Annotated in this window: 17 protein-coding genes and 3 pseudogenes; 15 read left to right on the top strand and 5 right to left on the bottom strand. The window is 58.8% G+C overall.

Features of this window, described 5'->3' with window-relative positions; all coding sequences use genetic code 11:
- Positions 1 to 3: 3 nt before the first annotated feature.
- Positions 4 to 485 (bottom strand): annotated as a pseudogene (locus MESCI_RS28860) (integrase core domain-containing protein); the annotation flags it as partial.
- Between the two features lie 1,689 nt (positions 486 to 2,174).
- On the opposite strand from MESCI_RS28860, the gene MESCI_RS28850 reads away from it, so the two are divergent.
- From MESCI_RS28850 to MESCI_RS28805, 10 genes are all read left to right on the top strand, one after another.
- Positions 2,175 to 3,197 carry a D-alanine--D-alanine ligase family protein gene (locus tag MESCI_RS28850; protein ID WP_013533466.1) on the top strand — a complete coding sequence of 341 codons (1,023 nt, stop codon included), beginning with the start codon at positions 2,175 to 2,177 and terminating at the stop codon, positions 3,195 to 3,197.
- Between the two features lie 185 nt (positions 3,198 to 3,382).
- On the top strand, positions 3,383 to 3,502 hold the full coding sequence (locus MESCI_RS33365; RefSeq protein ID WP_245262920.1) for a hypothetical protein: 120 nt from the start codon (positions 3,383 to 3,385) through the stop codon (positions 3,500 to 3,502).
- A 250-nt stretch (positions 3,503 to 3,752) separates the two neighbouring features.
- On the top strand, positions 3,753 to 5,075 hold the full coding sequence (locus tag MESCI_RS28840; protein WP_013533465.1) for an NAD(P)-dependent oxidoreductase: 1,323 nt from the start codon (positions 3,753 to 3,755) through the stop codon (positions 5,073 to 5,075).
- A complete protein-coding gene (locus MESCI_RS28835) occupies positions 5,072 to 5,779 on the top strand; it encodes a class I SAM-dependent DNA methyltransferase (protein WP_013533464.1) in 708 nt (235 codons plus the stop codon). Before MESCI_RS28840 ends, MESCI_RS28835 begins: the two co-directional genes overlap by 4 nt.
- Positions 5,776 to 6,141: a 2-oxoglutarate and iron-dependent oxygenase domain-containing protein gene (locus MESCI_RS28830; protein ID WP_013533463.1), complete on the top strand. Its 366-nt coding sequence runs from the start codon at positions 5,776 to 5,778 to the stop codon at positions 6,139 to 6,141. Before MESCI_RS28835 ends, MESCI_RS28830 begins: the two co-directional genes overlap by 4 nt.
- Entirely contained in the window at positions 6,138 to 7,241 is a 1,104-nt protein-coding gene (locus MESCI_RS28825; RefSeq protein WP_013533462.1) for an aromatic ring-hydroxylating oxygenase subunit alpha, read from the top strand. Before MESCI_RS28830 ends, MESCI_RS28825 begins: the two co-directional genes overlap by 4 nt.
- A complete protein-coding gene (locus MESCI_RS28820; protein WP_013533461.1) occupies positions 7,234 to 8,688 on the top strand; it encodes an aldehyde dehydrogenase family protein in 1,455 nt (484 codons plus the stop codon). The genes MESCI_RS28825 and MESCI_RS28820 overlap by 8 nt, the downstream gene beginning before the upstream one ends.
- Before the next feature lie 9 nt (positions 8,689 to 8,697).
- Positions 8,698 to 9,057, top strand: a complete 360-nt coding sequence (locus MESCI_RS28815; protein ID WP_013533460.1) for a carboxymuconolactone decarboxylase family protein — start codon at positions 8,698 to 8,700, stop codon at positions 9,055 to 9,057.
- A gap of 16 nt (positions 9,058 to 9,073) precedes the next feature.
- Positions 9,074 to 10,180 carry a mandelate racemase/muconate lactonizing enzyme family protein gene (locus tag MESCI_RS28810; protein WP_013533459.1) on the top strand — a complete coding sequence of 369 codons (1,107 nt, stop codon included), beginning with the start codon at positions 9,074 to 9,076 and terminating at the stop codon, positions 10,178 to 10,180.
- A gap of 16 nt (positions 10,181 to 10,196) precedes the next feature.
- Positions 10,197 to 11,303 (top strand): alcohol dehydrogenase family protein, encoded by a 1,107-nt coding sequence (locus MESCI_RS28805; RefSeq protein ID WP_013533458.1) that lies wholly within the window; start codon positions 10,197 to 10,199, stop codon positions 11,301 to 11,303.
- A 526-nt stretch (positions 11,304 to 11,829) separates the two neighbouring features.
- Here the strand turns inward: MESCI_RS28805 and MESCI_RS28800 are convergent.
- Complete coding sequence (locus MESCI_RS28800; RefSeq protein ID WP_013533457.1) at positions 11,830 to 13,050, bottom strand: ATP-grasp domain-containing protein; 1,221 nt, start codon at positions 13,048 to 13,050, stop codon at positions 11,830 to 11,832.
- Between the two features lie 640 nt (positions 13,051 to 13,690).
- Between MESCI_RS28800 and tnpA the strand changes: the two are divergent.
- The 3 genes and pseudogenes from tnpA to MESCI_RS28785 all read left to right on the top strand — a co-directional run.
- Positions 13,691 to 14,002: pseudogene (gene tnpA, locus MESCI_RS33360) on the top strand (IS66-like element accessory protein TnpA); the annotation flags it as partial.
- A gap of 26 nt (positions 14,003 to 14,028) precedes the next feature.
- Positions 14,029 to 14,618: pseudogene (gene tnpC / locus MESCI_RS28790) on the top strand (IS66 family transposase); the annotation flags it as partial.
- A gap of 293 nt (positions 14,619 to 14,911) precedes the next feature.
- Entirely contained in the window at positions 14,912 to 15,109 is a 198-nt protein-coding gene (locus MESCI_RS28785) for a hypothetical protein (protein ID WP_013533456.1), read from the top strand.
- Here the strand turns inward: MESCI_RS28785 and MESCI_RS28780 are convergent.
- The 3 genes from MESCI_RS28780 to MESCI_RS28770 all read right to left on the bottom strand — a co-directional run bounded on the left by MESCI_RS28780 (position 15,106) and on the right by MESCI_RS28770 (position 17,806).
- Positions 15,106 to 16,185 (bottom strand): GlxA family transcriptional regulator, encoded by a 1,080-nt coding sequence (locus MESCI_RS28780; protein ID WP_013533455.1) that lies wholly within the window; start codon positions 16,183 to 16,185, stop codon positions 15,106 to 15,108. The two genes, MESCI_RS28785 and MESCI_RS28780, sit on opposite strands and share 4 nt — an antisense overlap.
- 305 nt (positions 16,186 to 16,490) lie before the next feature.
- Positions 16,491 to 16,871, bottom strand: coding sequence for a carboxymuconolactone decarboxylase family protein (locus MESCI_RS28775; RefSeq protein WP_013533454.1), 381 nt, complete (start codon positions 16,869 to 16,871; stop codon positions 16,491 to 16,493).
- A gap of 29 nt (positions 16,872 to 16,900) precedes the next feature.
- Positions 16,901 to 17,806, bottom strand: coding sequence for a MurR/RpiR family transcriptional regulator (locus MESCI_RS28770; RefSeq protein WP_013533453.1), 906 nt, complete (start codon positions 17,804 to 17,806; stop codon positions 16,901 to 16,903).
- 241 nt (positions 17,807 to 18,047) lie between these two features.
- Between MESCI_RS28770 and MESCI_RS28765 the strand changes: the two genes are divergently transcribed.
- Both MESCI_RS28765 and MESCI_RS28760 read left to right on the top strand, forming a co-directional pair.
- Positions 18,048 to 19,397, top strand: coding sequence for an MmgE/PrpD family protein (locus MESCI_RS28765; protein ID WP_245262919.1), 1,350 nt, complete (start codon positions 18,048 to 18,050; stop codon positions 19,395 to 19,397).
- Positions 19,398 to 19,616: 219 nt separating this feature from the next.
- Positions 19,617 to 20,471 carry a substrate-binding periplasmic protein gene (locus MESCI_RS28760; protein ID WP_013533451.1) on the top strand — a complete coding sequence of 285 codons (855 nt, stop codon included), beginning with the start codon at positions 19,617 to 19,619 and terminating at the stop codon, positions 20,469 to 20,471.
- Positions 20,472 to 20,503: the final 32 nt, after the last annotated feature.

Here is a 20,503-nt window from a genome sequence, read left to right as displayed (position 1 = left end):
TCGTCAAAGATTGGTGCACTCGAGACCGGGGAGTTGCAGGTCGAGATGACTTTGTTTGTGTGGTCCCGGCATGAGATGGCGCGGATCGATCTTGAAGATTGACGGGTCTTTCGTCCATGCCCCGCAGATCATGGTAGAGTGTTTTCCATCGCAGAGCCTTGAGGTGCTTGGCGAAGTTGTAGGCGGCGACGAAGGCCACGACATGGGCCTTGAGGCTTTCTAGATCGTCGTAGTGGTAGACCTTGACCGTGGCATCCTCGATTGTCCGGTTCATCCGCTCGGCCTGACCGCTGGTTCAAGGATGGTAGTTTGGTCAGCCGGTGCTCGATCCCATGATGATGCAGACGCGGTCGAAGATGTGCGGCCCAAGGAAGCGTCGGTTGGGACCATCGCGGTTTTGGGCAGTTCGTTCCTGAGGAAGGCCGCGCCTTCCATCTTGCCAGCGCAGTGATGGAACTCGACGTGGTGAACTTAGAGACCTGGTCGGTCGATGGCCAGGAACATGCCAAGCCTGCACGCACATTATTCATGAATTTGGGTATTGCTATAAGCGAGGAAAACGTGAGAGATATTCATCTGACGCGATTGTAAATATAATTGCAGAGCACGCCCCATCAGGTCGTGCACACCGGTCCGGCCGAACGAATTTCCCTTCCCTTCTTTATCTATCCGGACATCGACGCTCGCCTAACTTCCCGGCAAGGGAAGCAAACCTTCAGCGTTACGGAAGTGATGTTACGCAACTTGGACTTGATCTGGGAAACTCGGAATGGCGCCGGGCGGGCGCGAGAGTTGCAGTAGATAGTTCGGTTTGACGAAGAAGGAGATCAGGAATCTTAAGAGGCGGCTGGCGCAATCTTAATGACGGAGTCACAATGGGACTAGATCTCGCCAAGAATGTGCTTCAGACGCGCGGAGGGTGCTCAGATGCGACGCCTTTCAAATGAAAATCACCTGCCTAGTGGTTTGGCAAGTGCCATTGATCAGCCATGTTCCTTATAACTTGGCGGGTGGAACGACCTCCTATACCATCGCCTCACATTGCTCCGCGTCGATACCGACGAAAGAATCGCGGTTGGGGTGATGTGTATCGAGGGTACATGGGGGTCCGACGTTACGACGGGTGCACTCCTTCACTTGGCGCGTCGACGCCATCCAGCCGGATCATGAATGCATGCGATCTATCGAGTTACGTTACTCCGCGGCTCGATCCTTTCGCCCCAGCTCGCCGCAGCGGCCATATTGCGCCGCCTGAGGGCCTGGGCATTGGCGTGAATCCGGATCCTGAAGCGCTCGGCAATCGGCCGCCATTATCAGTTATCTCCCACAACCGCAGCGCTATCTCTCGCGTTTACGAGCTGGACGACCGGAACGATCAAAGGAGCGTCGCCTCGGCAACTACTTCAAGTTTCGAGTGCAGCCCCTCAGTAAGCTCGCCCGACGTTGTCATTTCGCCAACCAGGCTCGCTCCGCATATGCGAGCTGCCCATCGTGCGAACCAGCTCGGACTACACTCTCAACTTTTGGTGTGCACCGTACAGCGAACCGGCATTTATTGAAAGAGAGGTGATCCCCGTTTCGGGGTGTGCTTGAGGCGACCCAATTAGCCAAGGTGAGCAGTGCGGCCGTGCTCGGCCAGCGGTGCGCACCACATGATGCAAGGCATAATCATAGAGCGCTGCGGTGCGATCGTGCCTAGACGGTGTATCATGGTGCGGGTGGCCAAGCGGCATGAGAGCGCGCGCATGCGGTGCGCCTGGATATGGTGCGGTGCGCTCGGCAGGCATGCGGCATCAGCCTGTGTCTTTTTTCCAAGCCACGCGGCCGTTCAGTGCAATGGAAATCCTGACTGGCACTGGTGATGGCACGGGATCTTCCAAGAGCGGGGGCAATTCGTCATCATCCGCTCATAAGACAGACGCCGATTGCTGTCGTACTCAACCGTGTACCATTCATGACGTCTATATTCGAATCCCCACACACCGGGGCGCGACCATTCCGCCGGCGCAGCGCAGATGACATGATTATTCCTCTTGCTCGCGCCATGTCTTCGGCGGCACGGCGATTGCATGGAACGTAGTGAAGGGGCACGGGCTCCAGACGTGCTGATCCCTTCGATTGACAGAAGGCGAGCGAATAAACGTGACGGCGGACAAACATCAAGGGAGTAGCTTATGCGGGTAGCAGTCGTATCGAACCATGATCATACAGGTGTGATCAACCGGTTCGGGCAGCCTATTCCGGAGTTCGGCGACCGCGAAGAGGTGGAAAGCGTGGTGGCGGCGCTGCAAGAGGGAGGTCACGAGACGCTGATTTGCGACGGCGACAAAGGACTGCTCGCTACGCTCGAGCGGTTCATGCCCCCCGATCGGCAATCCCGGCCCTCGGGGATCGTCTTCAACTTGGCGTGGGGAAGTCAGGGCGAGCGCCCTGAAGCCGGCGTTCCGGCCATGCTTGAGATGGCAGGCGTGCCGTGTACCGGACCGGGCCCGCTTGGATATGGTCTGGCGTTCGACAAGGTCATCATCAAGAGGCTCATCCGCGATCGCGGAGTGCCGACGCCAAATTTTCGGGTGATGCGTCTCGGCACCGAGACTACCGGCGACCTGCGATTCCCATTGGTAGTGAAGCCGCGTTACGAATGCGCGAGCTTCGGGTTACAGCTGGCACATGAGCCCGCTCAGTTGAGGCAGGCCGTGGAGGTGATCGTAACGCTGTATGCTCAGGACGCACTCGTCGAAGAATACATTGATGGGCGAGAAATCACTGTCGCGCTGCTTGGAAATCGAGAGCTCGAGGTGTTACCCCTTGTGGAATACGACTTCCGCGACCGCGAAAAGCGTTGTCTGACTCGGGAAGCTAAGCAGCGGAGAATTTGCCCGGGGCAAATCGGGAGTAGGCTTGCGACTGTGCTGCAAGATATTTCGGTTGCGACGTTCCTTGAGTGCCAGTGCCGGGACTACGCCCGCGTCGACCTACGGATCGACCGCTCCGGCCAGGCCTTTGTCCTCGAGATCAACAACATGCCGTCACTCCGTATGCGCGCCTCTTATGTTCTGGCAGCGAGGACCGCCGGATACACCTTCTCGAGTTTGGTAAATCGCATCCTTGATGTTGCGCACATGCGGTATTTCGGAATCGGCATCCCCAACGCCGAACACGCGTCGAATCGCGGCCGGAGGATCGGAAGTTCCTGAAGTGAGCATCGCGAATGACGGGAGCGAGCGGCGCATAGTGCCGAAGGCCCTCGCCAAATTCAGGCGCTGATCCGGGATATGAGTACGCCAGACCCGGGGCATAAGTCTGCGGCAGCTGGCCCAGGCGTCGAAGCCAGTACCTCATCGGATGGCGCGGCTACTTAGGCTTCTGCCAGACCCCAGGGGTGCTTGCCAACTTGGAAGCGTGGACCCGCGGAAGATTACGCATGTATCTCGGGCGGCGATTGGGAACGGGCACAACCACGTCCCTTCAGCCGACCACTGTCATAGCGACAATCCAATGAATTCTGGCTTATTCTCGAAATTTCATCAAACTGTGCGGCAACTCATGAAAGCAAGTCGGCGCCACAATTTGCGAGGTTCCGTATTACGTCATATCCACATATGCTTGGTAAATATTAATTGTGCAAAATTTAAAGTGATTTTAATATAAGAAAGCTTGCCATGATGACATCATCCATTTATTTGTGGGCCTAGGTTCTGTTTGAACTGTACGTAGCACTAATCGCGACTGACCTATGAAAGGAAGTCCCATTGTCTACTGTAGAAGCCGCGCCCGCCGCTCTTTTCGGCAACGCCGAACGCATCGGATTCGTTGGTACCGGCAGCATGGGGCGGCCGATGATCGCCAAGCTCCTGGAGGCCGGCTATCTGGTGAATGTGTACGATATTGATCCCGCGGCTGCAAAAGACGTGGTCGAAAAGGGAGCCCGGTGGCATGATGCACCGTGTGACGCGGCCCGCGATTGCGAGATTGTCATTACTTGTCTGCCGATGCCCCGCGATGTCTTTGACAACATGACGGGCGAGCAGGGCGCTATGGCCGGAATGCCACCGGGCGGCGTGTGGATCGACGCGTCTACTACCGACTACCACAATACGATCGAGATCGCCCGACGGGCGGCAGCAATTGGCGTGTATTCGCTAGAAGCGCCCGTGAGCAACTTGTCTCACATGGGGGTCGATTTTGGCAATGTCAGCTTCTTCGTGGGTGGGCCATTGGAAGCCTATGTACGTTGCGAGGCGGCGTTGCAAGCCATGGGAGCCGTCTCCTTCCATGTCGGAAACATCGGTCAGGGCCAGTCGGTCAAACTTCTGACGAACCTTCTCTTTTACGCTGCGGCCGTTGCCAGCGGTGACGCGCTCTGCCGAAGCGTACGCGACGGCGTTCCAGCCCAGCAGGCGTGGCGCAAGTTTGTCGGTTCTTCGGCGAACTCCGTTGCAGTCGAGCAATTCGTCCCGTTTCTCCTAGATGGCAGTTACGATCGCTCTTGCACTCTGGAGATCACGATGAAGGATATGGACTTGACCGTCCAGCTGGCCGACGAACTCGGCGTGGGACTGCCGATCGGGCGCACGATCGAAGAGCGCTATAGCCTGGCGGGAAGGAAGTTCGATCGACACGACAGCCATCTGAGCGTCGTCGAACTGGCGCAGGCGGCCTACGGCGCTGGACTGCAAGTGCCGGGTTATCGCGCGCCATCCAAATACGGTGCCGACCCCGCGCATCCGCCAGACCAAGAATTTCTGACCGATCCCGTCGGACGGATCAAACCGAAGCGCGAGCATATGTTTCCGCTCGAGGACGTCCCGCTAAGTGACGTCCAGATACGGCTACTCGAGTCTCTGTCCGTCGAGCTCACTAACTTGAATCGCCTGATCCTTGACGAGGCGTTTGATCTTGGGCGCGGCATGGGCCTGAGCGATGCCCTGATCCACGACGTTATCACCTGGAGCGTAGGCGCCTCCGCATGGTCGGATAGCCATGCTCAGCAATACGGCAACCGACAGCCCATTGCCCCGCCGCTGACGAATGTACCCCATCTCATCTACCCCTACACGGAGGAACTGTCATGACCACTCTGAATGAGCAGACGGCAATAGAGCAAGCCGCACGAAAGCGCATCAAGGACTCCCATGCCCTCGACGGCGACGTCGGTCGCTTGGCCCGCTTCTATCGCGGATGGGCCAGTTCCTATGAACTGGATGTTGGCCGCGAGGGCTACTGCGGGCCGACGGTTGTTGCGGAACTCGCGAGCGCGGTGCAGACGGCGTATTTTGCCAATGAACGAGCAGCCATCGCAATCCTTGACGCCGGGTGCGGAACGGGCCTCGTTGGCGCGCAGTTGAATCGCCTCGGCTTCCAGTTGCTAGACGGGTTCGACCTTTCCGAAGACATGGCAGGAAAGGCGCGAAAAAGCCACGTCTACCGCCATGTCCAAGGCGATGTCGACCTTAATGGGCCGCTCTCCGACTACTCCAGTGCGACTTATGACATTACTGTTTGCTGCGGCGTCTTCACGCTCGGGCACGTCCGACCGGACGCATTGCGCGAACTTGCTCGCGTGACGCGCCCCGATGGGTTCATCATCGCAAGCACCCGCAAAAGCTATGCGGAGGCCACATCCTTTGAAGATGAGGTGCGGCGTCTGCAGGATGAGGACCTGCTTGTGACGGCACAGTGTTTAAGCAACGGCAGATACCTCGCGGAGGAGGGCGCCCACTACTGGGTTTTCCAGGTGACCCATAAAGCCAATGCGCGAACGGAGAAGCAGCTATGATCACGCTACCGCAAATCTCACTGACAAAATTGACAGCCGATGCAACGCGACACGAAGAGCGCGAGCGCCTGCGCCTGGCATGCGAGGAGTCCGGGTTCTTCTACCTTGAGCACGGCATCCCGAAAGAACAGATTACAGAAGCCATCCAGGCTTCCCGGCGGTTCTTCGCGTTGCCACAATCGACAAAGGAACGTTTCGGCCACGCCGCCCAAGACGTGTACCCCACTACCGCCCGTGGATACAGTCCCTTGCACGGCGAGGTGCTACATCCCGAGGCTGGTCCCGAGGCCGTCAGCAACATCCAGCGATTTCATCAGCGACGCCAGGAGCTTGGTATCTACTGGAGTGAGGATCAACGATGAATATCCCCGCGATGCCGCCGATTGTGCCCCTGCGATCTCTGGAAGCCCATTACTACACCGACCTAGAGATCTTTGCCAAGGAACAGGCCGGCCTGCTAGCTCGCTCATGGCAATTTGCCGGGCACGTCAGTCTGGTGGAGAAGCCGGGCGACTACTTCACGTTCGAGATCGCCGGCCAGAACCTGTTCTGTATCCGGGATCGCGACGGTGAAGTGCGATCCTTCTACAATGTGTGCCAGCACCGGGCGCATGAGTTGGTGCACGGGACCGGAAATTCAAAGCTCACCGTTTGCCCCTATCATGCTTGGACGTATGAGATCAGCGGACAACTGCGCAGCGGTCCGAACATTAAGGCGGTTCCGGGTTTCGACCGGCACGACGTTTGTTTGCCATCCGTGAGAACCGAGGTTTTTCTGGGCTTCGTGTTCGTGAATCTCGATCCAGATGCGCACCCCATGGATGAATGGTTCTCGAGAGTTCGAGAAGAACTAACTGAATATGTCCCTGACATCGAGCGGTTGAAACCACTAGAATGGGTCGAGATTCCCGAACGCTGCAACTGGAAAGTCTCCGTCGAAAACTATTCCGAGTGCTATCACTGCCAGTTCAATCACAAAACTTTTTCGACCGGCGTGATCAAGCCGGAAACCTATGACATCCAGCCTCAAGGCTATTGCCTCAGGCATACAACCGAATGCCAGAACCTGGAGCGCATGAGCTACCCGATTGATCTCGCCGCCAATCCCCGCGCCCGGAAGTATTCGTCGTGGTTCTTGTGGCCAACATTCTCCTTCCAGGTCTACCCCGGCAACGTGCTGAACACCTATCACTGGCGCCCCAAGGGCGTGGATGAGGTCGTCGTATGGCGCGGCTGGTACACGATCAACGGAGCCGATTCGGATATGATACGCAAGCTGGCTATCCAAGATCGGGCGACCACGGTGGAGGAAGATATCCACATCGTTGAATCCGTCCAGCGCGGTCTGAAAAGCCGCGGCTATCGGCCTGGCCCACTCGTTATCGACCCCAATTGCGGCGTCAATTCCGAGCACTCGATACGTGTGCTCCAAGAGTGGATGCGCGAGGCCGTCCATGCCTGAGGTTAAGGCATATTGGCAGAACTATATTGACGGCGCATGGACCGACGGCGGTGCCGGCAGGATCGTGGTCGACGATCCCGCAACAGGTGAAAATCTGGCCGAGCAGGGGCTTGCCGATGCCGGCGATGTCAACCGTGCGGTCGTAGCTGCCAGAGCGTGTCACGAAACTGGCGTGCTGACTGCAATGCGTCCGGTCGAGCGCGGCCGGATGGTCCAGGCGATGGGTGACTACCTTCTGGCCAATATCGACATCATTGCGGAAGTGCTGTGTCGTGAGGCGGGCAAGCCGCTCTGGGAGGCGCGGCTCGAGGTCGAGGGTGCGGCGCGTTACTTCGAATATTACGGCAACCAGGCCGAAACGTTCGAGGGCCGCTCGATCCCGCTCGGCGAGGGCTATTACGACTTCACCAGCTACGAGCCCTATGGCGTGTCCGCGCAGGTGATCCCGTGGAACTATCCGCTGGAGATGGCCGCACGCTCGCTAGCGCCGGCTTTGGCCACGGGCAATGCCTGCGTCGTCAAGACCCCCGAACTCGCCCCGCTGTCCAGCGCATACATCGCTAAGGCGGCCGAGCATGCTGGCCTGCCGCGCGGCGCAGTCAACATACTGTGCGGGCTTGGTCGCGAAGCCGGGGCATCGCTGGTCGGCCACCGAGACGTCAGCCAGATCGTCTTCATCGGCTCCGTGACGACTGGCATCAGTATCGCCTCAGCTGCGGCCAGGAACGTCGTCCCCTGCGTGCTGGAGCTCGGCGGCAAATCGGCCGCGATCGTCTGGCCCGACGCCGACCTCGACGCGCTTGTGTCGTCGGTGCGCTGGGGGATTTTCTTCAATGCCGGCCAGGTATGCTCCGCCATGTCCAGACTGATCGTCCATGATGACGTTCACGACGAGGTCGTCGAACGGGTGGCCGATATGGCCCGCTCGATCTCGGTCGGACCGGGCCTCGATCGACCGGACTTCGGCGCAAATATGGGGGCGATGATCTCCGCTGCTCAGCGCGATCGCGCCGAGGCAATGTGCCGCGAGGCTAAACGCCAGGGCGCCCGACCCGTGGTCGGTGGTCGCAAACTCAACCAGCCCGGTTACTTCCTCGAGCCGACCATATTTGACGGTGTTACACCGGACATGAACATCGCCCGAGACGAGATCTTCGGACCGGTCCTGTCCGTCCTAAAGTTCGGTGAGGACGAGGAGGCAGTGCGCATTGCCAACGGAACCGATTACGGGCTCGTAGGTGGCGTCTTTACCGCCGACGTCACCCGAGCGATGAAAACAGCCGCGCGGCTGCGCGCCGGACAAGTCTTCGTTAACGAATGGTTCGCCGGGGGCGTCGAGACGCCCTTCGGCGGCTATGGCAAGTCCGGCTACGGGCGGGAAAAGGGCCGCGAGGCGTTATGGAACTACGTGCAAACCAAGAACATCGCGATCTCACTTCAATCTTAGGAGTTTCGTGTGAAGAAAGATTTGTTCGACGAGGGCCTTCCCAGGCGCAAGGCCACCTTGGAGGCCGAATACGTGGAGAAGAACCTCGCCGCTGCAGACGCCTTCACCCGTCCCTTCCAAGAGGCGATGACCGCCTGGTGCTGGGGGTTCGGCTGGGGCGACGAAGCGCTCGACGCCCAGACGCGATCGCTCATGAACCTCGCGATAATCGGGGGGCTCGGAAAGATGCACGAGTGGGAAACCCATTGCCGCGGCGCGCTCAACAACGGTGTGTCCATGGAAGAGATCCGCGCCGCGATCCATGTCGTCGGTATCTACTGTGGCGTGCCGCAGGCGCTTGAGCTTTCGTGTCGCCAGCAAGGTTCTTGAGGAGCGCCCCGCTGCTATGAAGATCACCCGGATTTACGTGTGGCAGCACGAGCTTCCGCTGACGAAACCTTACTGGCTGTCCGGCGGCCGGCTGAAGTTCGAGAAACTCGACAGCACTTTCGTGCGCATCGACACGGATGCCGGTCTGTCCGGCTGGGGCGAAGGCTGTCCATGGGGCAACACCTACCTGCCTGCCCACGGACCTGGCATCCGGGCTGGCATCGCAACGCTGGTGCCAGCGCTGCTCGGGCGCGACCCGTGCGCGCTTGACGCGATCAACCGCACTATGGACAAAGCCTTGCCCGGCCATCTCTACGTCAAGTCGGCCATCGACATGGCCTGCTGGGACATTCTCGGCAGGGCGAGCGGCATGCCGCTGTGGCGCCTGTTTGGTGGCGAAGAAGCAGATCCGGTCGCAGTCAATTCGTCGATCTCGACCGGCTCGAATGAGGAGATGATTGCCCTTATCCGGGAGGCGTATGCGCACGGCTACCGCACCCATTCGGCAAAGGTGGGTGGCAGCGACCCGGCGCACGACATCTCCAGGATAGAGGCAATCGAGGCCGCCCTGCAGCCCGACGAGACCGTGACCTATGATGTCAATCGTGCCTGGCTGCCGGCGGTCGCGATCCGGGTCTTGAATAATGTAGGCCTGCGGGGCTGGGTCGAGCAGCCCTGCCAGACCCTGTCGCAGTGCGCGCAGGTGGCGAGAAGGGTGAGCCAGCCGATCATGCTGGACGAATGCCTGCACACTTTCGAGGACCATCTGGAAGCCTGGAAGCTCGGTGCCTGCGAAGGCGTCAAGGTGAAGCCGAACCGGGTCGGGGGACTGACTAAGGCCAGGCAGATCCGGGATTTCGGCGTGTCGGTGGGGTGGCAGATGCATATCGAGGACCTCGGCGGCTCCGCACTGGCCGATACGGCTGCCATCCACCTGGCGTCCTCCACGGCAGCCGAAAACAGGCTTGCGAGCTGGCTTTGCCATCATCATCTCGCTGTCGACCTGGTTGCGGGCCAGGGTGCCAGGAACATCGACGGCTTTGCTACCCCGCCGAGCGACCCCGGTCTCGGCGTCGAACCGGACGTCGAGGTGCTGGGTGAGGCAGTTGCGGTCTATTCGTGATCCCGAGGAGAAAAACGTGACTCGGCCGACATCTATGCGTGCGGTGATCCTGACCGGCCACGGCGGTCTCGATAAGCTCGAATACCGCGAAGATTGGCCCATTCCCGCGCCGGCTGCCGGCGAAGTGTTGATCAAGGTCGGAGCCTGCGGCCTCAACAACACCGACATCAACACCCGCACCGCATGGTATTCCAAAGCCGTCCATGACGGCATCACGCTGTCGAGCGGCAGCGCGGGCTTCGCCGTGGCCGAGGCCGATGTCGGCGGTTGGGGAAGCGCGGCGCTGCAGTTTCCGCGCGTCCAGGGCGCCGATGTGGCGGGCCGGATCGTGGCCATCGGCGACGGCGTTGACACCGGCCGGATCGGCGAACGGGTTATCGTCGACCCGTGGCTGCTTGGCCCGGAGGACTGGTTTGACGCCAAAAGCGCGGCCTATTTCGGGTCCGAATGCGACGGCGGATTTGCCGACTTCACTACCGTGCGCGGCGACAACGCGATCCGAATCGAGAGCCCGCTGTCGGATGCCGAGCTGGCAACCTTTCCCTGTGCCTACACCACGGCGGAGAATTTGATCTCGCGCACCTGTCTGAAGCCTGGGGAGGCCGTGGTGATCGCCGGCGCCTCGGGAGGAGTGGGATCGGCCGCGATACAACTTTGCCGGTTGCGCGGCGCTCGCGTCATCGCGATCGCCTCGCGCTCGAAGGCGGCCCTGCTCGAGGAACTCGGCGCTGAGACGGTGATTGACCGCGCATCGCCCGACTTGGCCGAAGCAATTCGCGCGGCTGTCGGCGGCGGTGTCGATGTCGCACTCGACGTCGTTGGCGGCAGCGTTTTCGGATATTTGATCGAGGCGTTGCGTCACGGCGGCCGCTATTCCACTTCAGGCGCGATCGCCGGGCCGGTTGTCGAATTCGACCTGCGCCAACTGGTCTACAAGGACCTGCAACTCACCGGCGCGACGATCGTGCCCCCAGGCACGGCATCACGCCTTGTTCGCCTGATCGAGCGGGGTCTGCTGAAGCCGATACTCGCCGCTCAGTACCCACTACGCGAGCTTGCCGCTGCCCAGCAGGCGTTCATGGAAAAGCGGCATGTCGGCAATATCGTGGTCGCTATGTCCTGACGTTTCGCGGCTGGATGGGACGCTGAGGATCAGCCCTGCGCCCCCGTCCGCCGCGTCGCGCTCCCCTTGCGGGGCGACCATCGCTGATCAGATGACCATTGGACCGGCGAAACTCTCCGACCTGAACCTGCAGGACTGTCTCGCCAACGTGCTATCTAGCATCAATGACCACATCGTCAGCCCGCTCGATGAACTCTTGCCCGGACTGGAAGTTGCCGGCTGTCCCTCACCACAGGGGGCAAGAAGCCGGCCACTGTCGGCGACAGGACCTTGACCGGCCTTTCCTTTCTTGGTCGAAGCGGCGACGACAGCAATGGTGTGCAAGGGGCCGAGTCACACTCAACCAAAGATGGGCGTTCGTGCCGACGGGCGTCTTACCAATCGGCCGGGTAGCCGCCAAACTGGCGCTTCCCGAAGGCGATCATGCGGACACATCTTTGAGACCGCAGGACAAAACGCCGCCCAGCTTCGCAAGTGTACCGATCTATGCCTTGGCCAAAAGCGGTCCAGTTAGATCAGGCTGTTCCTATTCACTAACGGGCGGAAACGGTGTGATCGACCAATTGATCAATTCGACGGCACTTTGAAGTATTGCCTCGGTCCGAGTATGGCTGCGTGAAAAGGCGATGACATATCCCATGGAGTCTAGGTAATCGCCTTTCCTAACGATCGGCATCTTGGGTTTGACCCACAATTTGATCTCGGCCACACCAGGTACCGCAGCTGCCCGACTGCCGTCATCGATCCAGTCGAGGGTACCCTCGTGATCGGGAAGTAGGTTCCGCCAGCCAGCAATTTCCGAATGCCTTTTACGCAAATCCCATTCGTCGCCGGTGACAAGTTTGATGTGCTCGGTGATGAGATCGATACCGTAAGCCAGCTGAATGTGTTCAGGACCGCCACCAAGACGCGGATTGACTTCAATGACGACTGGGCCACACTTCGTCCACCGGAGTTCAATGCACGTTGGCCCCCAGCCAAGGCTCAGAGCTTGCAAACAGCTCAACGAAGTATCGATGATACGCTTATGCTCGTCATCAGTTAGCGGAGCGGGAAAGATGCCCCCACGAAAGACGAAATGCGGTGGGCGGTCGAAGTCAGCTGCCTCAATCCCAATGACCTCATGTCCCATCACATGAGTGATATAATGCGGACCTTCTGCGAATTCTTCGACCAGTATTCTCGGCGGGGACCGCCAAATGTGCTTGCCGCCCAATAGATAGGTCGTGTGTTCGGCTAGCTCGTGGATATTGCGGCACAATCGGACGCCTTGGCTGCCAGTGCCTACGGCTGGCTTGAGAATCACTGGCAGGCCGATCTCTGCGGCAGAGCTTTCGACGTCCGCCACATTAGTGGCCACGCGATACGCTGGTATTGGAACCCCGGCTTCCGCGAGAAGCTGGCGTTGGACGAATTTGTCGCAGCATCGCTCAATAGAGGTGGGGTCCGGTCCGGGTAGATCGAAATGCCGGCAGAGCTTGCCAACTTTCGCACAGAACGGTTCCGCGGAGGATGTAATTCCAGCAATATCATAGGTTGCACGCAGCTGGGAACATTCACGGATCAGCGCATCGAGATTGTCTGTATCGATACGGACTGCGTCAATGCTTCGGGTTGCAAGATAGTCGTACTGAGTTGGATCAGTCGACAAGGTAATTGGATGAAGACCAAGACGCTGGGCCGCTTGGACGTACATAAGACCATTGCTCCTCCCGGCTTCAACTAGTATGAGCGATCTTCTTGCCATTTTCTGCTGTCTCCACGTTGCGTGCGGTCGAGATAAATAGGCATCAACTTCTTCAGTTTCGCCTGACCAGAGTGTCTAGTGAACGTACTGTCGTCAGCAGCGTACCACTATCAGCGGTTTGCAATCGCAAAGATTCTGCAAGCTTGTTTGAAGGATATGTTGCAATTGGTTCATTGTGAGAGCCTAACTCATCGCAGCGACCAAGCCGAGAGGCTCGTTGTTCTCTCCTTCGAAAGCCGATCCGGATGATCTCTCATTCTTGATCTTGCCAGAAGCCCGAACTCAGTGAACGGTCAATTCGGAGCCCGCTTTCCGCATCAACAGATCGCACGAGACGTGCGCGTCATCAAAAAAACGAACGGGCTTGTGATCGGAAAGCTCGAAAGCTCCGTTTCGTTTTTCTTCGCTGAGGTAGCGGACTTCCAGAGTCCGCAGGGGCACGATCGGCGACCTGGCGGGACGTTCACAGCGCGTCGCGGCGCATCAGCCCACTATGGAGGTCCTCGCCATGGAACCAATCCGGATCACATGGTCAGTTTCAGTCCGTGCTTAACGAGTAAGCGGTGTTTCGGGGCCACCTTTCGGGAGTGATCGCGATCTGTGAGGTTGCCGATCCTGTATTGGGATCGGAGATAGGCTTGTGTCTGGACTTGACCTTACGCTCGACCCGGAGCGGCAGCCTCGGCGTTTCGAGGTGATCAACGGTGCTGGCGGCCGGCGTCACTGGTCGCTGGATGACAAGGCGCGGATCGTCGCGGAGACGCTGGAACCGAACGCAATCATTTCCGAAGTCGCCCGGCGTTATGGTCTCAGGCCACAGCAGGTGTTCGCCTGGCGGCGCGAAGCGCGCAAACAGGCCGCTTCGGTGCAGCAGGAATCCCCGACCTTCGTGCCGGCGGTGGTGGCGCCTCCGGAACCCGCGCCGACGCGTCCAGCACAGCCACGGAAGCGGAAGGCGACCCGAGATGCTGGCCTGATGGCGGCGCAACGCTCGCCTTCTGCTGGGCACACGTGCGCCGGCGCTTCTACGAACTCGCCGCGGCTGGCCCAGCGCCGATCGCGAGCGAGGCGCTCCGGCGCATCTCAGAACTCTATCGCGTCAAGGACGACATCCGCGGCCAGCCGGCAGACGCACGTCGTGCCGCGCGCCAGGAAAGGAGCCGGCCCATCCTGGTCGAGCTCGAGCCGTGGCTGCGCGAGAAGCTCGGCCTGATCAGCCAGAAGACCAAGCTCGCCGAGGCGATCCGCTATACGCTGTCACGCTGCGAGGGGCTCACCCACTTCCTCGACGACGGACGCATCGAGGTCGACTCCAATATCGTCGAGCGGTCGATCCGCCCGATCGCGCTCAACCGGAAGAACGCCCTCTTCGCGGGCTCTGACGGCGGCGCCGAGCACTGGGCCGTCGTCGCTTCGCTGATCGAGACGTGCAAGCTGAACGGCGTCGAGCCGCTCGGCTACCTGGCCGACGTGCTCGCCAGGATCGTCAACGGCCATCCGAACAGCAAATTGACGAACTCCTGCCCTGGACCTACATCGCCAAGCCGGAGCTCAAGGCCTTGGCCTGAGAACGACGCTTACCTTAACGAGGCCGGTCTCCAATCCAATCTGAAAATTAACCGGTGGGAAATCAATTTGCGTCAGCAACCGAAATTGGAGAATTGTACCTGCACAGGTCACATTTCGAAATACTAGCGCAACATCTACTTCACGCAAAATAACCTTACGCATTGCGGCAATGTGATACAGCTTTGGCGACGCCCGACCTGCGGTGACGGCATGGCGAGCCTGGTACCTGACAGCTCTGTGCATCTGTATGCCAATCACAACATCCAGCGCAAAATGGCTGCGGAGAGAGATTATGGAACGCCCGCGGATCCTTAGTCTCGTCGATGCATTCCCCGAGGCACCCAGGGAGGCGTTTGCGGTCGAGTTCAGCCGATTTCTCGACAAGGCTGACGGCATTGCTCAATCCGAGCGGTTGTTTGACCTTTTATCCGCCTTTGCCCTGAATTTTGATTGCCCGTGGACCTCCTATGGGTCTCTTGCACCTGACTAACGGGGTTTAAAGCCCGATGATTCTGCGCGCATGGTTCTGGAGGATGCAGTCATGCAGTCGGCAGCTGGACCGCCAGCAGGATCAGCGAGCGGATCATATGGGCGATCTTGTCCAGTTCCGTACGACAACAATCGAGTTTGATGTGGGGCGCAGCCGTACATTTCCCGATAGACTTTTGAGAAATGTGATGCAGAGACGAATCCGCACGCTACAGCTATCTCTATAACGGGCAGGTTCGAGCTTCGAAGCAGCAAGTGCGCGCGCTCGAGACGCAGTTCCAGGTAGTAGCGGCTCGGACCTCGTCCTAGTTCACGCCTGAAGAGTCGCTCAATTTGGCGGCGTGTAAGGCCAGTCGCTGCCACCAGTCCATTTACCGACTTGGGATCGCCGATATGTGCTTCCATCTGATCGATGACTGTTATCACTGCCTTGTGATTGCATCGTACGCGGGAATTCGGCGGCAAGCGTTGACGGTCCCCAACAGAGCGGACACGACACGCGATGGCCTTCTCACATATGCGATTTACGACGGCAGCTCCATGATCGCGTCCAACCAGATCCAGGAATGTATCAAAGGATGCGCCTGCGCCAGAGCAGGTATACAGCTCACCATCTTCCTCGAATGCGGCTTGCGTAGCTATAACGCTTGGAAACTTCTCCAGGAATAGCGGGAATTGCTCCCAGTGCACGGCGCAGCGGCGACCTTCTGCCAGGCCCGCTCGAGCAAGGACTAGGGTTCCGCCACCTATGCCGATAAGGCGCGCGCGACGGTTGCGGCACTCTCTGAGCCAGGCATCCAACTGGCTGTCATGTCGAGGGAGGGAACGGCCTCCACACACTATCGCGACCGTGGCTGGGTTTGATCGAAGGCGGTCACGCTCCGATCGCAATGCGGCGGCTGAGCTTATGGTGATGCCGCAACTCGACACCACCGGTTGTCCGTCGCCCGAAACAACCTGCCAACTATAGGCGTTTCGTCCCGTCGCTTCGTTAGCCAGCGTAAGCACTTCAATCGCGGAGGAAAAAGCATGCAGGGAAAAAGCGGGAAGCAGGTAAAAGTTAAACCTGCCGGGCATGGTTTCCAGGCCTTGCTTTCGGGCCTCGTTGTATCGACCCGAGGAGCCCCGCGCTGCGTCAAGCGGTGTCAGCCGTTGCAAAATCGAAACCCTGTCTTCACACGAGTAGCCTGAGTACGTTCATCGTTGCCGGACCAAATTCTCACGGCGCACCCCCAGAATTGTTCGATGTCGCTCAGAAGCCGCGGCCCAACACCTGATGGTGGCTACGCTACGCGGCCTCGAAAAGATTCTCGCACAAGCCGAGCCTTTTCGCCGGCCGCCAGCCCAACGTCGACCATATCAGGCCCGACGAGTTCTTAGGCTTATAAGAGATTTCGTTCCTCAAGTACTTTGCGAGCAACCCTGAAGCACTCTAAAGCCTGTGGCACGCCGCAATAGATGCCAACTATGTGAATCGCAGCACGGATCTCGTCCTTTGAGACACCATTGTTGATTGCGCCACGACAATGGGTCTCCCATTCGTGCATCTTCCCTAAGGCGCCGATCATGGCCAGGTTCATCAGCGATCTCGTCTTTGGATCGATTGCTTCATCTCCCCAGCCAAATCCCCAACACCAAGCCGTCATCGCTTCCTGGAACGGGCGGGTGAATTCGTCTGCCGACGCGAGGTTTTTCTCAACGTACTCGGCGCCAAGTACGGCCTTTCTTTTGGACAGGCCCAATTCAAAGAGATTTTGTTCCATTCTGTCCTCTATGTGCGAACGGGCCGGCATCACCTTTGCTCATCTTTCCAGTAGATACCCAGATCATGCCGCCGTTGGTGGAAACGCTCGATATTATTGACAGCGCCGGTCTTGGCTTCCGCTACGACAAAGGCCATGATCGTCTCGAAAAGCGCGGTAACAGCAACGGTAGAGGGAAAAAATTGCGGGGTGTTGGTGGGTATGACGAAACGCTGATCTGCCCGGACGAGGATCGGCGATGCCGGGCTGTCAGATATGCCAACCACCTTGAGGCCGTAAGAACGGGCGACTTCGACAGCCTCGATGATCTCGCGTCGATATGGCTTAAATGTCATCGCCACCAGGATGTCGCCCTTCTCGGCGTGGACCAGTCCGTCAATAGGCAGGGACCCTTCACGCGGGATGGCGACAACGCCGCCTACGGCCATGCTCGCAAGATAGGCGAAGTTTCGGGCAATGGAACTGGCGAAGCCTACGCCAAGCACATATGTCATTCGCGCACTCACGATAGCGTCGGCGAGCTTCTTTATCTCGGTTGCGCTCGTACCAGTAAACAGACCCTCAATATTCTCTATGGATGTCGACGCCATCTGGCTGTAGAGGCTGGCGAGCTTGCCGCCCTTCGAAAGTGACTGAAGCCATCGCGCTCGGTCCGGAAAGTCGTCGCGCCCTCGCATGACTTGTTCTCTAAAGGGTCTACGAAAATCCTCGTACCCTTCAAAGCCCAGAGCGCGGGCCATCCTGACCAAAGTATTTGGCTTGATATCGGCGCCCTGCGCCATGTTTCTGATCGACGTGATGCTGATCAGATTTGAGTTCTCAAGTACATGGGTAGCGGCCTTGTGCAATTCCGGTGTGAACGAAATGAGCCGCCCTCTAATCTCTTCCAGAACCGCGGCCGCGGACCTTTCGGATGGTACATTCATTCGCTTCATGGTTGACATCCATACAGTTGTTCGGTAGCGTTGTCTATAGCGTGTTTGCTCGGAGAAGGCACATGAATGTACGCGATGCACGCGTTGAAAGCACGGGTGTGCGTGCCCCAGCTTGTGGAATGGCATAGCCTCTGAAAGTTGCTTTCCCGCGCCGAAATGAACGAGCTTCTGCCGGCAGACCACTAACGCAGCTGAGCCGCCCTCCAATTGCAAACGATCAAAGTCTTGATCAGCAAGCTGAATGAATATGCCGAATCTCGATATCGCCTCGTCAATTGCCGAATGGGCCGGGCGCTATAGGGGCGATATGTCTCCCACAATCGAAAGGGAGGCGCGCCGAAGCCTTGTCGATACCGCATCTTGCATGTTTGGCGGCAGAACTACAGCCGTGTCTGCCCTGGCTGAGAAGGCGATATCGTTAGAATCCGGAGAGGGTGCGGTTTCGATTGTTGGTGGCGGCATGCTCAGTGTCGGTGGGGCTGCCTTTCTCAATGGCGTGCGCTCCCATGCTCTCGATTTCGACGATTACGAATTCGTCGGCTCGACGCACCCCAGTGCACCGATCCTTGCGGCGCTTCTTGCCGTTGGCTTTCGCGACGGCTTGACCGTTGGCGATATCCTTCGAGCCTGGACGGTCGGATATGAGGTTATTGTTCGTCTGGGTGAATCTCTCGGCTTCGGGCACTACCTGTCGGGATGGCATTCAACATCCACGCTTGGTCCGATCGCCGCTGCCGCCGCATGTGCTCACGCCATGGACCTGCCAAGCGAACGCATTGCGGCCGCGATGAATATGGGGTCCAGCGTATCTGCGGGGCTTCAGCATCAGTTCGGAACAGACATGAAGGTTGCCCATGTTGGCTTAGCTGCCAGGGGCGGAGTATTTGCGGCTCAGTACGCGAGGGTCGGAGCGGTAGCAGCTTCCGGCCTTGTTTGGGACGGCCCTTTGGGCTTCCTGGCGAATTTTGGGACGCCCACGTCTCCAGGAACTCGGGCGGTCCTTGCGACCAGAATCATCGGGCAAGGAATTATGGACCATCCGGTTGCGCGAAAATCTTGGCCAAGCTGTTCCTATACCCAAAGGCCGATCGAGGCAGCTATCGGGCTACGCGAGAATCACCAGATCGATCCCACATCGATCGCTTCGATAGCGATCCACAGTCCCGCGCCTTTCGTGCGAGTTGTGTCGATCGCCGAACCCACGACATCCGCGGAGGCGCGGTTCTCAGTTCGGTATTGCGTCGCAAGAGCAATGTTGTGTGGCGTGTTGACCCCTGCTGATTTCGAACCGGCAGCGCTGAGCGAGCCGGACACTCGGGCCCTGATGCTGAAAGTGTCGATCGTACCTGAACAAGTCCCGGATGACATCCAAGATCTATCGCCAGAAGCTCCCGACCGCCTTGTCGTTACATTGCAATCAGGGCAGCGCCTCGAAAAAGCCGTGGCTTATGTGCGCGGAGGGCCCAAGAATCCGATGACGGACGCCGATCTGACACGAAAGGCCAAAGCTTGCGATGCTCCTGCCGAGCTTGTCGGTCTTTTGGCCGAAGGTGCTTTGTCCATTCCTATCAGGTCGACGGCCATCTTTTAAAGCTACCGCAGGGCTCCGTCCGGTCAACGTCGTTTCATCCTCACTGGGATGTCCAAGCAATTCTCCGAATCCGAATTGACTCAAAAACGTTTGTACGCCAGGTTCTCTGCGGGAAAACAATCGTTCTCTAACCGCCGGTCGGTTCCACGGTTGTGATGGCCAGGGATGGCGAACCCCATCCCAAAAAAGAAAAAGCGGTTAAGCTCAGGGGAGTGAAACATGGACAGACGCAGCATGTTATCGGCGATGGGGGCCACGGCCGCCGCATCGCTCGTGGCCAAAGGCGCCAAGGCCGAGGAGGTCACCTCGACCTTGGATGCGATAATGAAGCGCGGCCACTTGTTAGCCGGCGCGCGATACGATTATCCTCCGGGCAGCTTCGCTGACGCGCAGGGCGTCGTGCAGGGCTACGGACCGGATGTGGCGAGGGAGTTCGGCAAGCACTTGGGTGTCGAAGTCAAGTTCGTGCAGACGACGTCGCAGACCCGAATCCCGCTCTTGCTGAACGGGCAGATTGATGCCGAGTTCGGTCCTACCACAAACTCCAAGATTCGCGAGGAAGTCGTGGACTTTTCCTTGATCTGGAACACCGAGCAGGCGGTCATACTTGTCCGGAAAGGTGAACCGACGGACCCCAAGGCTTACGCCGGCACGGAAAAGACGATCGGCGCGACGCAGGGCGCAGTCTATATAGGCTACTGGAGAGCGACCAATGCTGGCGCCAAGTTCAAGCTCTTCCAACAGTATCCGGAACTGCTGCTGGCCGTTGCCCAAGGGCAAGTGGACTGCGTTCTGATCGACTCCTTGCAGGCGGAGCTGATGATCGAAAAAATGTCCGACGCGAAGCTCGCGGTGGGCGAGCCTTTCTATCGGGACTCCAGCGCCATCATGGTTCGGCAGAACGATTCGAAATGGCGCAACTGGGTGAACTGGGGCCTGCAGCGCCTTTGGCTTGAAGGCAAACTCCAGGAGATCTACCGCAAATACTACAACGAAGAGCCAGGGTTCGTGTTGTGGCAGCCAGGCATGATGCAGCCTGGCGTAGCGGAAGTGCACGGCCCCGATAAGTGGTAGCTTCCAGACAGACATGAACGCAGGTCGGCCGG

Origin of the sequence: Mesorhizobium ciceri biovar biserrulae WSM1271, from assembly GCF_000185905.1 — a bacterium.
GTDB lineage: Bacteria > Pseudomonadota > Alphaproteobacteria > Rhizobiales > Rhizobiaceae > Mesorhizobium > Mesorhizobium ciceri.
Note: the sequence above shows the minus strand (reverse complement) of the source record. Positions and strands in the feature narration are given on the sequence as shown.

Excerpts from the sequence above, each read along its gene's own strand:
- MESCI_RS28850 (WP_013533466.1), top strand. The coding sequence starts at position 2,175 with ATGCGGGTAGCAGTCGTATCGAACCATGATCATACAGGTGTGATCAAC.
- MESCI_RS28835 (WP_013533464.1), top strand. The coding sequence starts at position 5,072 with ATGACCACTCTGAATGAGCAGACGGCAATAGAGCAAGCCGCACGAAAG.
- MESCI_RS28830 (WP_013533463.1), top strand. The coding sequence starts at position 5,776 with ATGATCACGCTACCGCAAATCTCACTGACAAAATTGACAGCCGATGCA.
- MESCI_RS28825 (WP_013533462.1), top strand. The coding sequence starts at position 6,138 with ATGAATATCCCCGCGATGCCGCCGATTGTGCCCCTGCGATCTCTGGAA.
- MESCI_RS28820 (WP_013533461.1), top strand. The coding sequence starts at position 7,234 with ATGCCTGAGGTTAAGGCATATTGGCAGAACTATATTGACGGCGCATGG.
- MESCI_RS28810 (WP_013533459.1), top strand. The coding sequence starts at position 9,074 with ATGAAGATCACCCGGATTTACGTGTGGCAGCACGAGCTTCCGCTGACG.
- MESCI_RS28800 (WP_013533457.1), bottom strand. The coding sequence starts at position 13,050 with ATGGCAAGAAGATCGCTCATACTAGTTGAAGCCGGGAGGAGCAATGGT.
- MESCI_RS28785 (WP_013533456.1), top strand. The coding sequence starts at position 14,912 with ATGGAACGCCCGCGGATCCTTAGTCTCGTCGATGCATTCCCCGAGGCA.
- MESCI_RS28780 (WP_013533455.1), bottom strand. The coding sequence starts at position 16,185 with ATGCCCGGCAGGTTTAACTTTTACCTGCTTCCCGCTTTTTCCCTGCAT.
- MESCI_RS28775 (WP_013533454.1), bottom strand. The coding sequence starts at position 16,871 with ATGGAACAAAATCTCTTTGAATTGGGCCTGTCCAAAAGAAAGGCCGTA.
- MESCI_RS28770 (WP_013533453.1), bottom strand. The coding sequence starts at position 17,806 with ATGAAGCGAATGAATGTACCATCCGAAAGGTCCGCGGCCGCGGTTCTG.
- MESCI_RS28765 (WP_245262919.1), top strand. The coding sequence starts at position 18,048 with ATGAATATGCCGAATCTCGATATCGCCTCGTCAATTGCCGAATGGGCC.
- MESCI_RS28760 (WP_013533451.1), top strand. The coding sequence starts at position 19,617 with ATGGACAGACGCAGCATGTTATCGGCGATGGGGGCCACGGCCGCCGCA.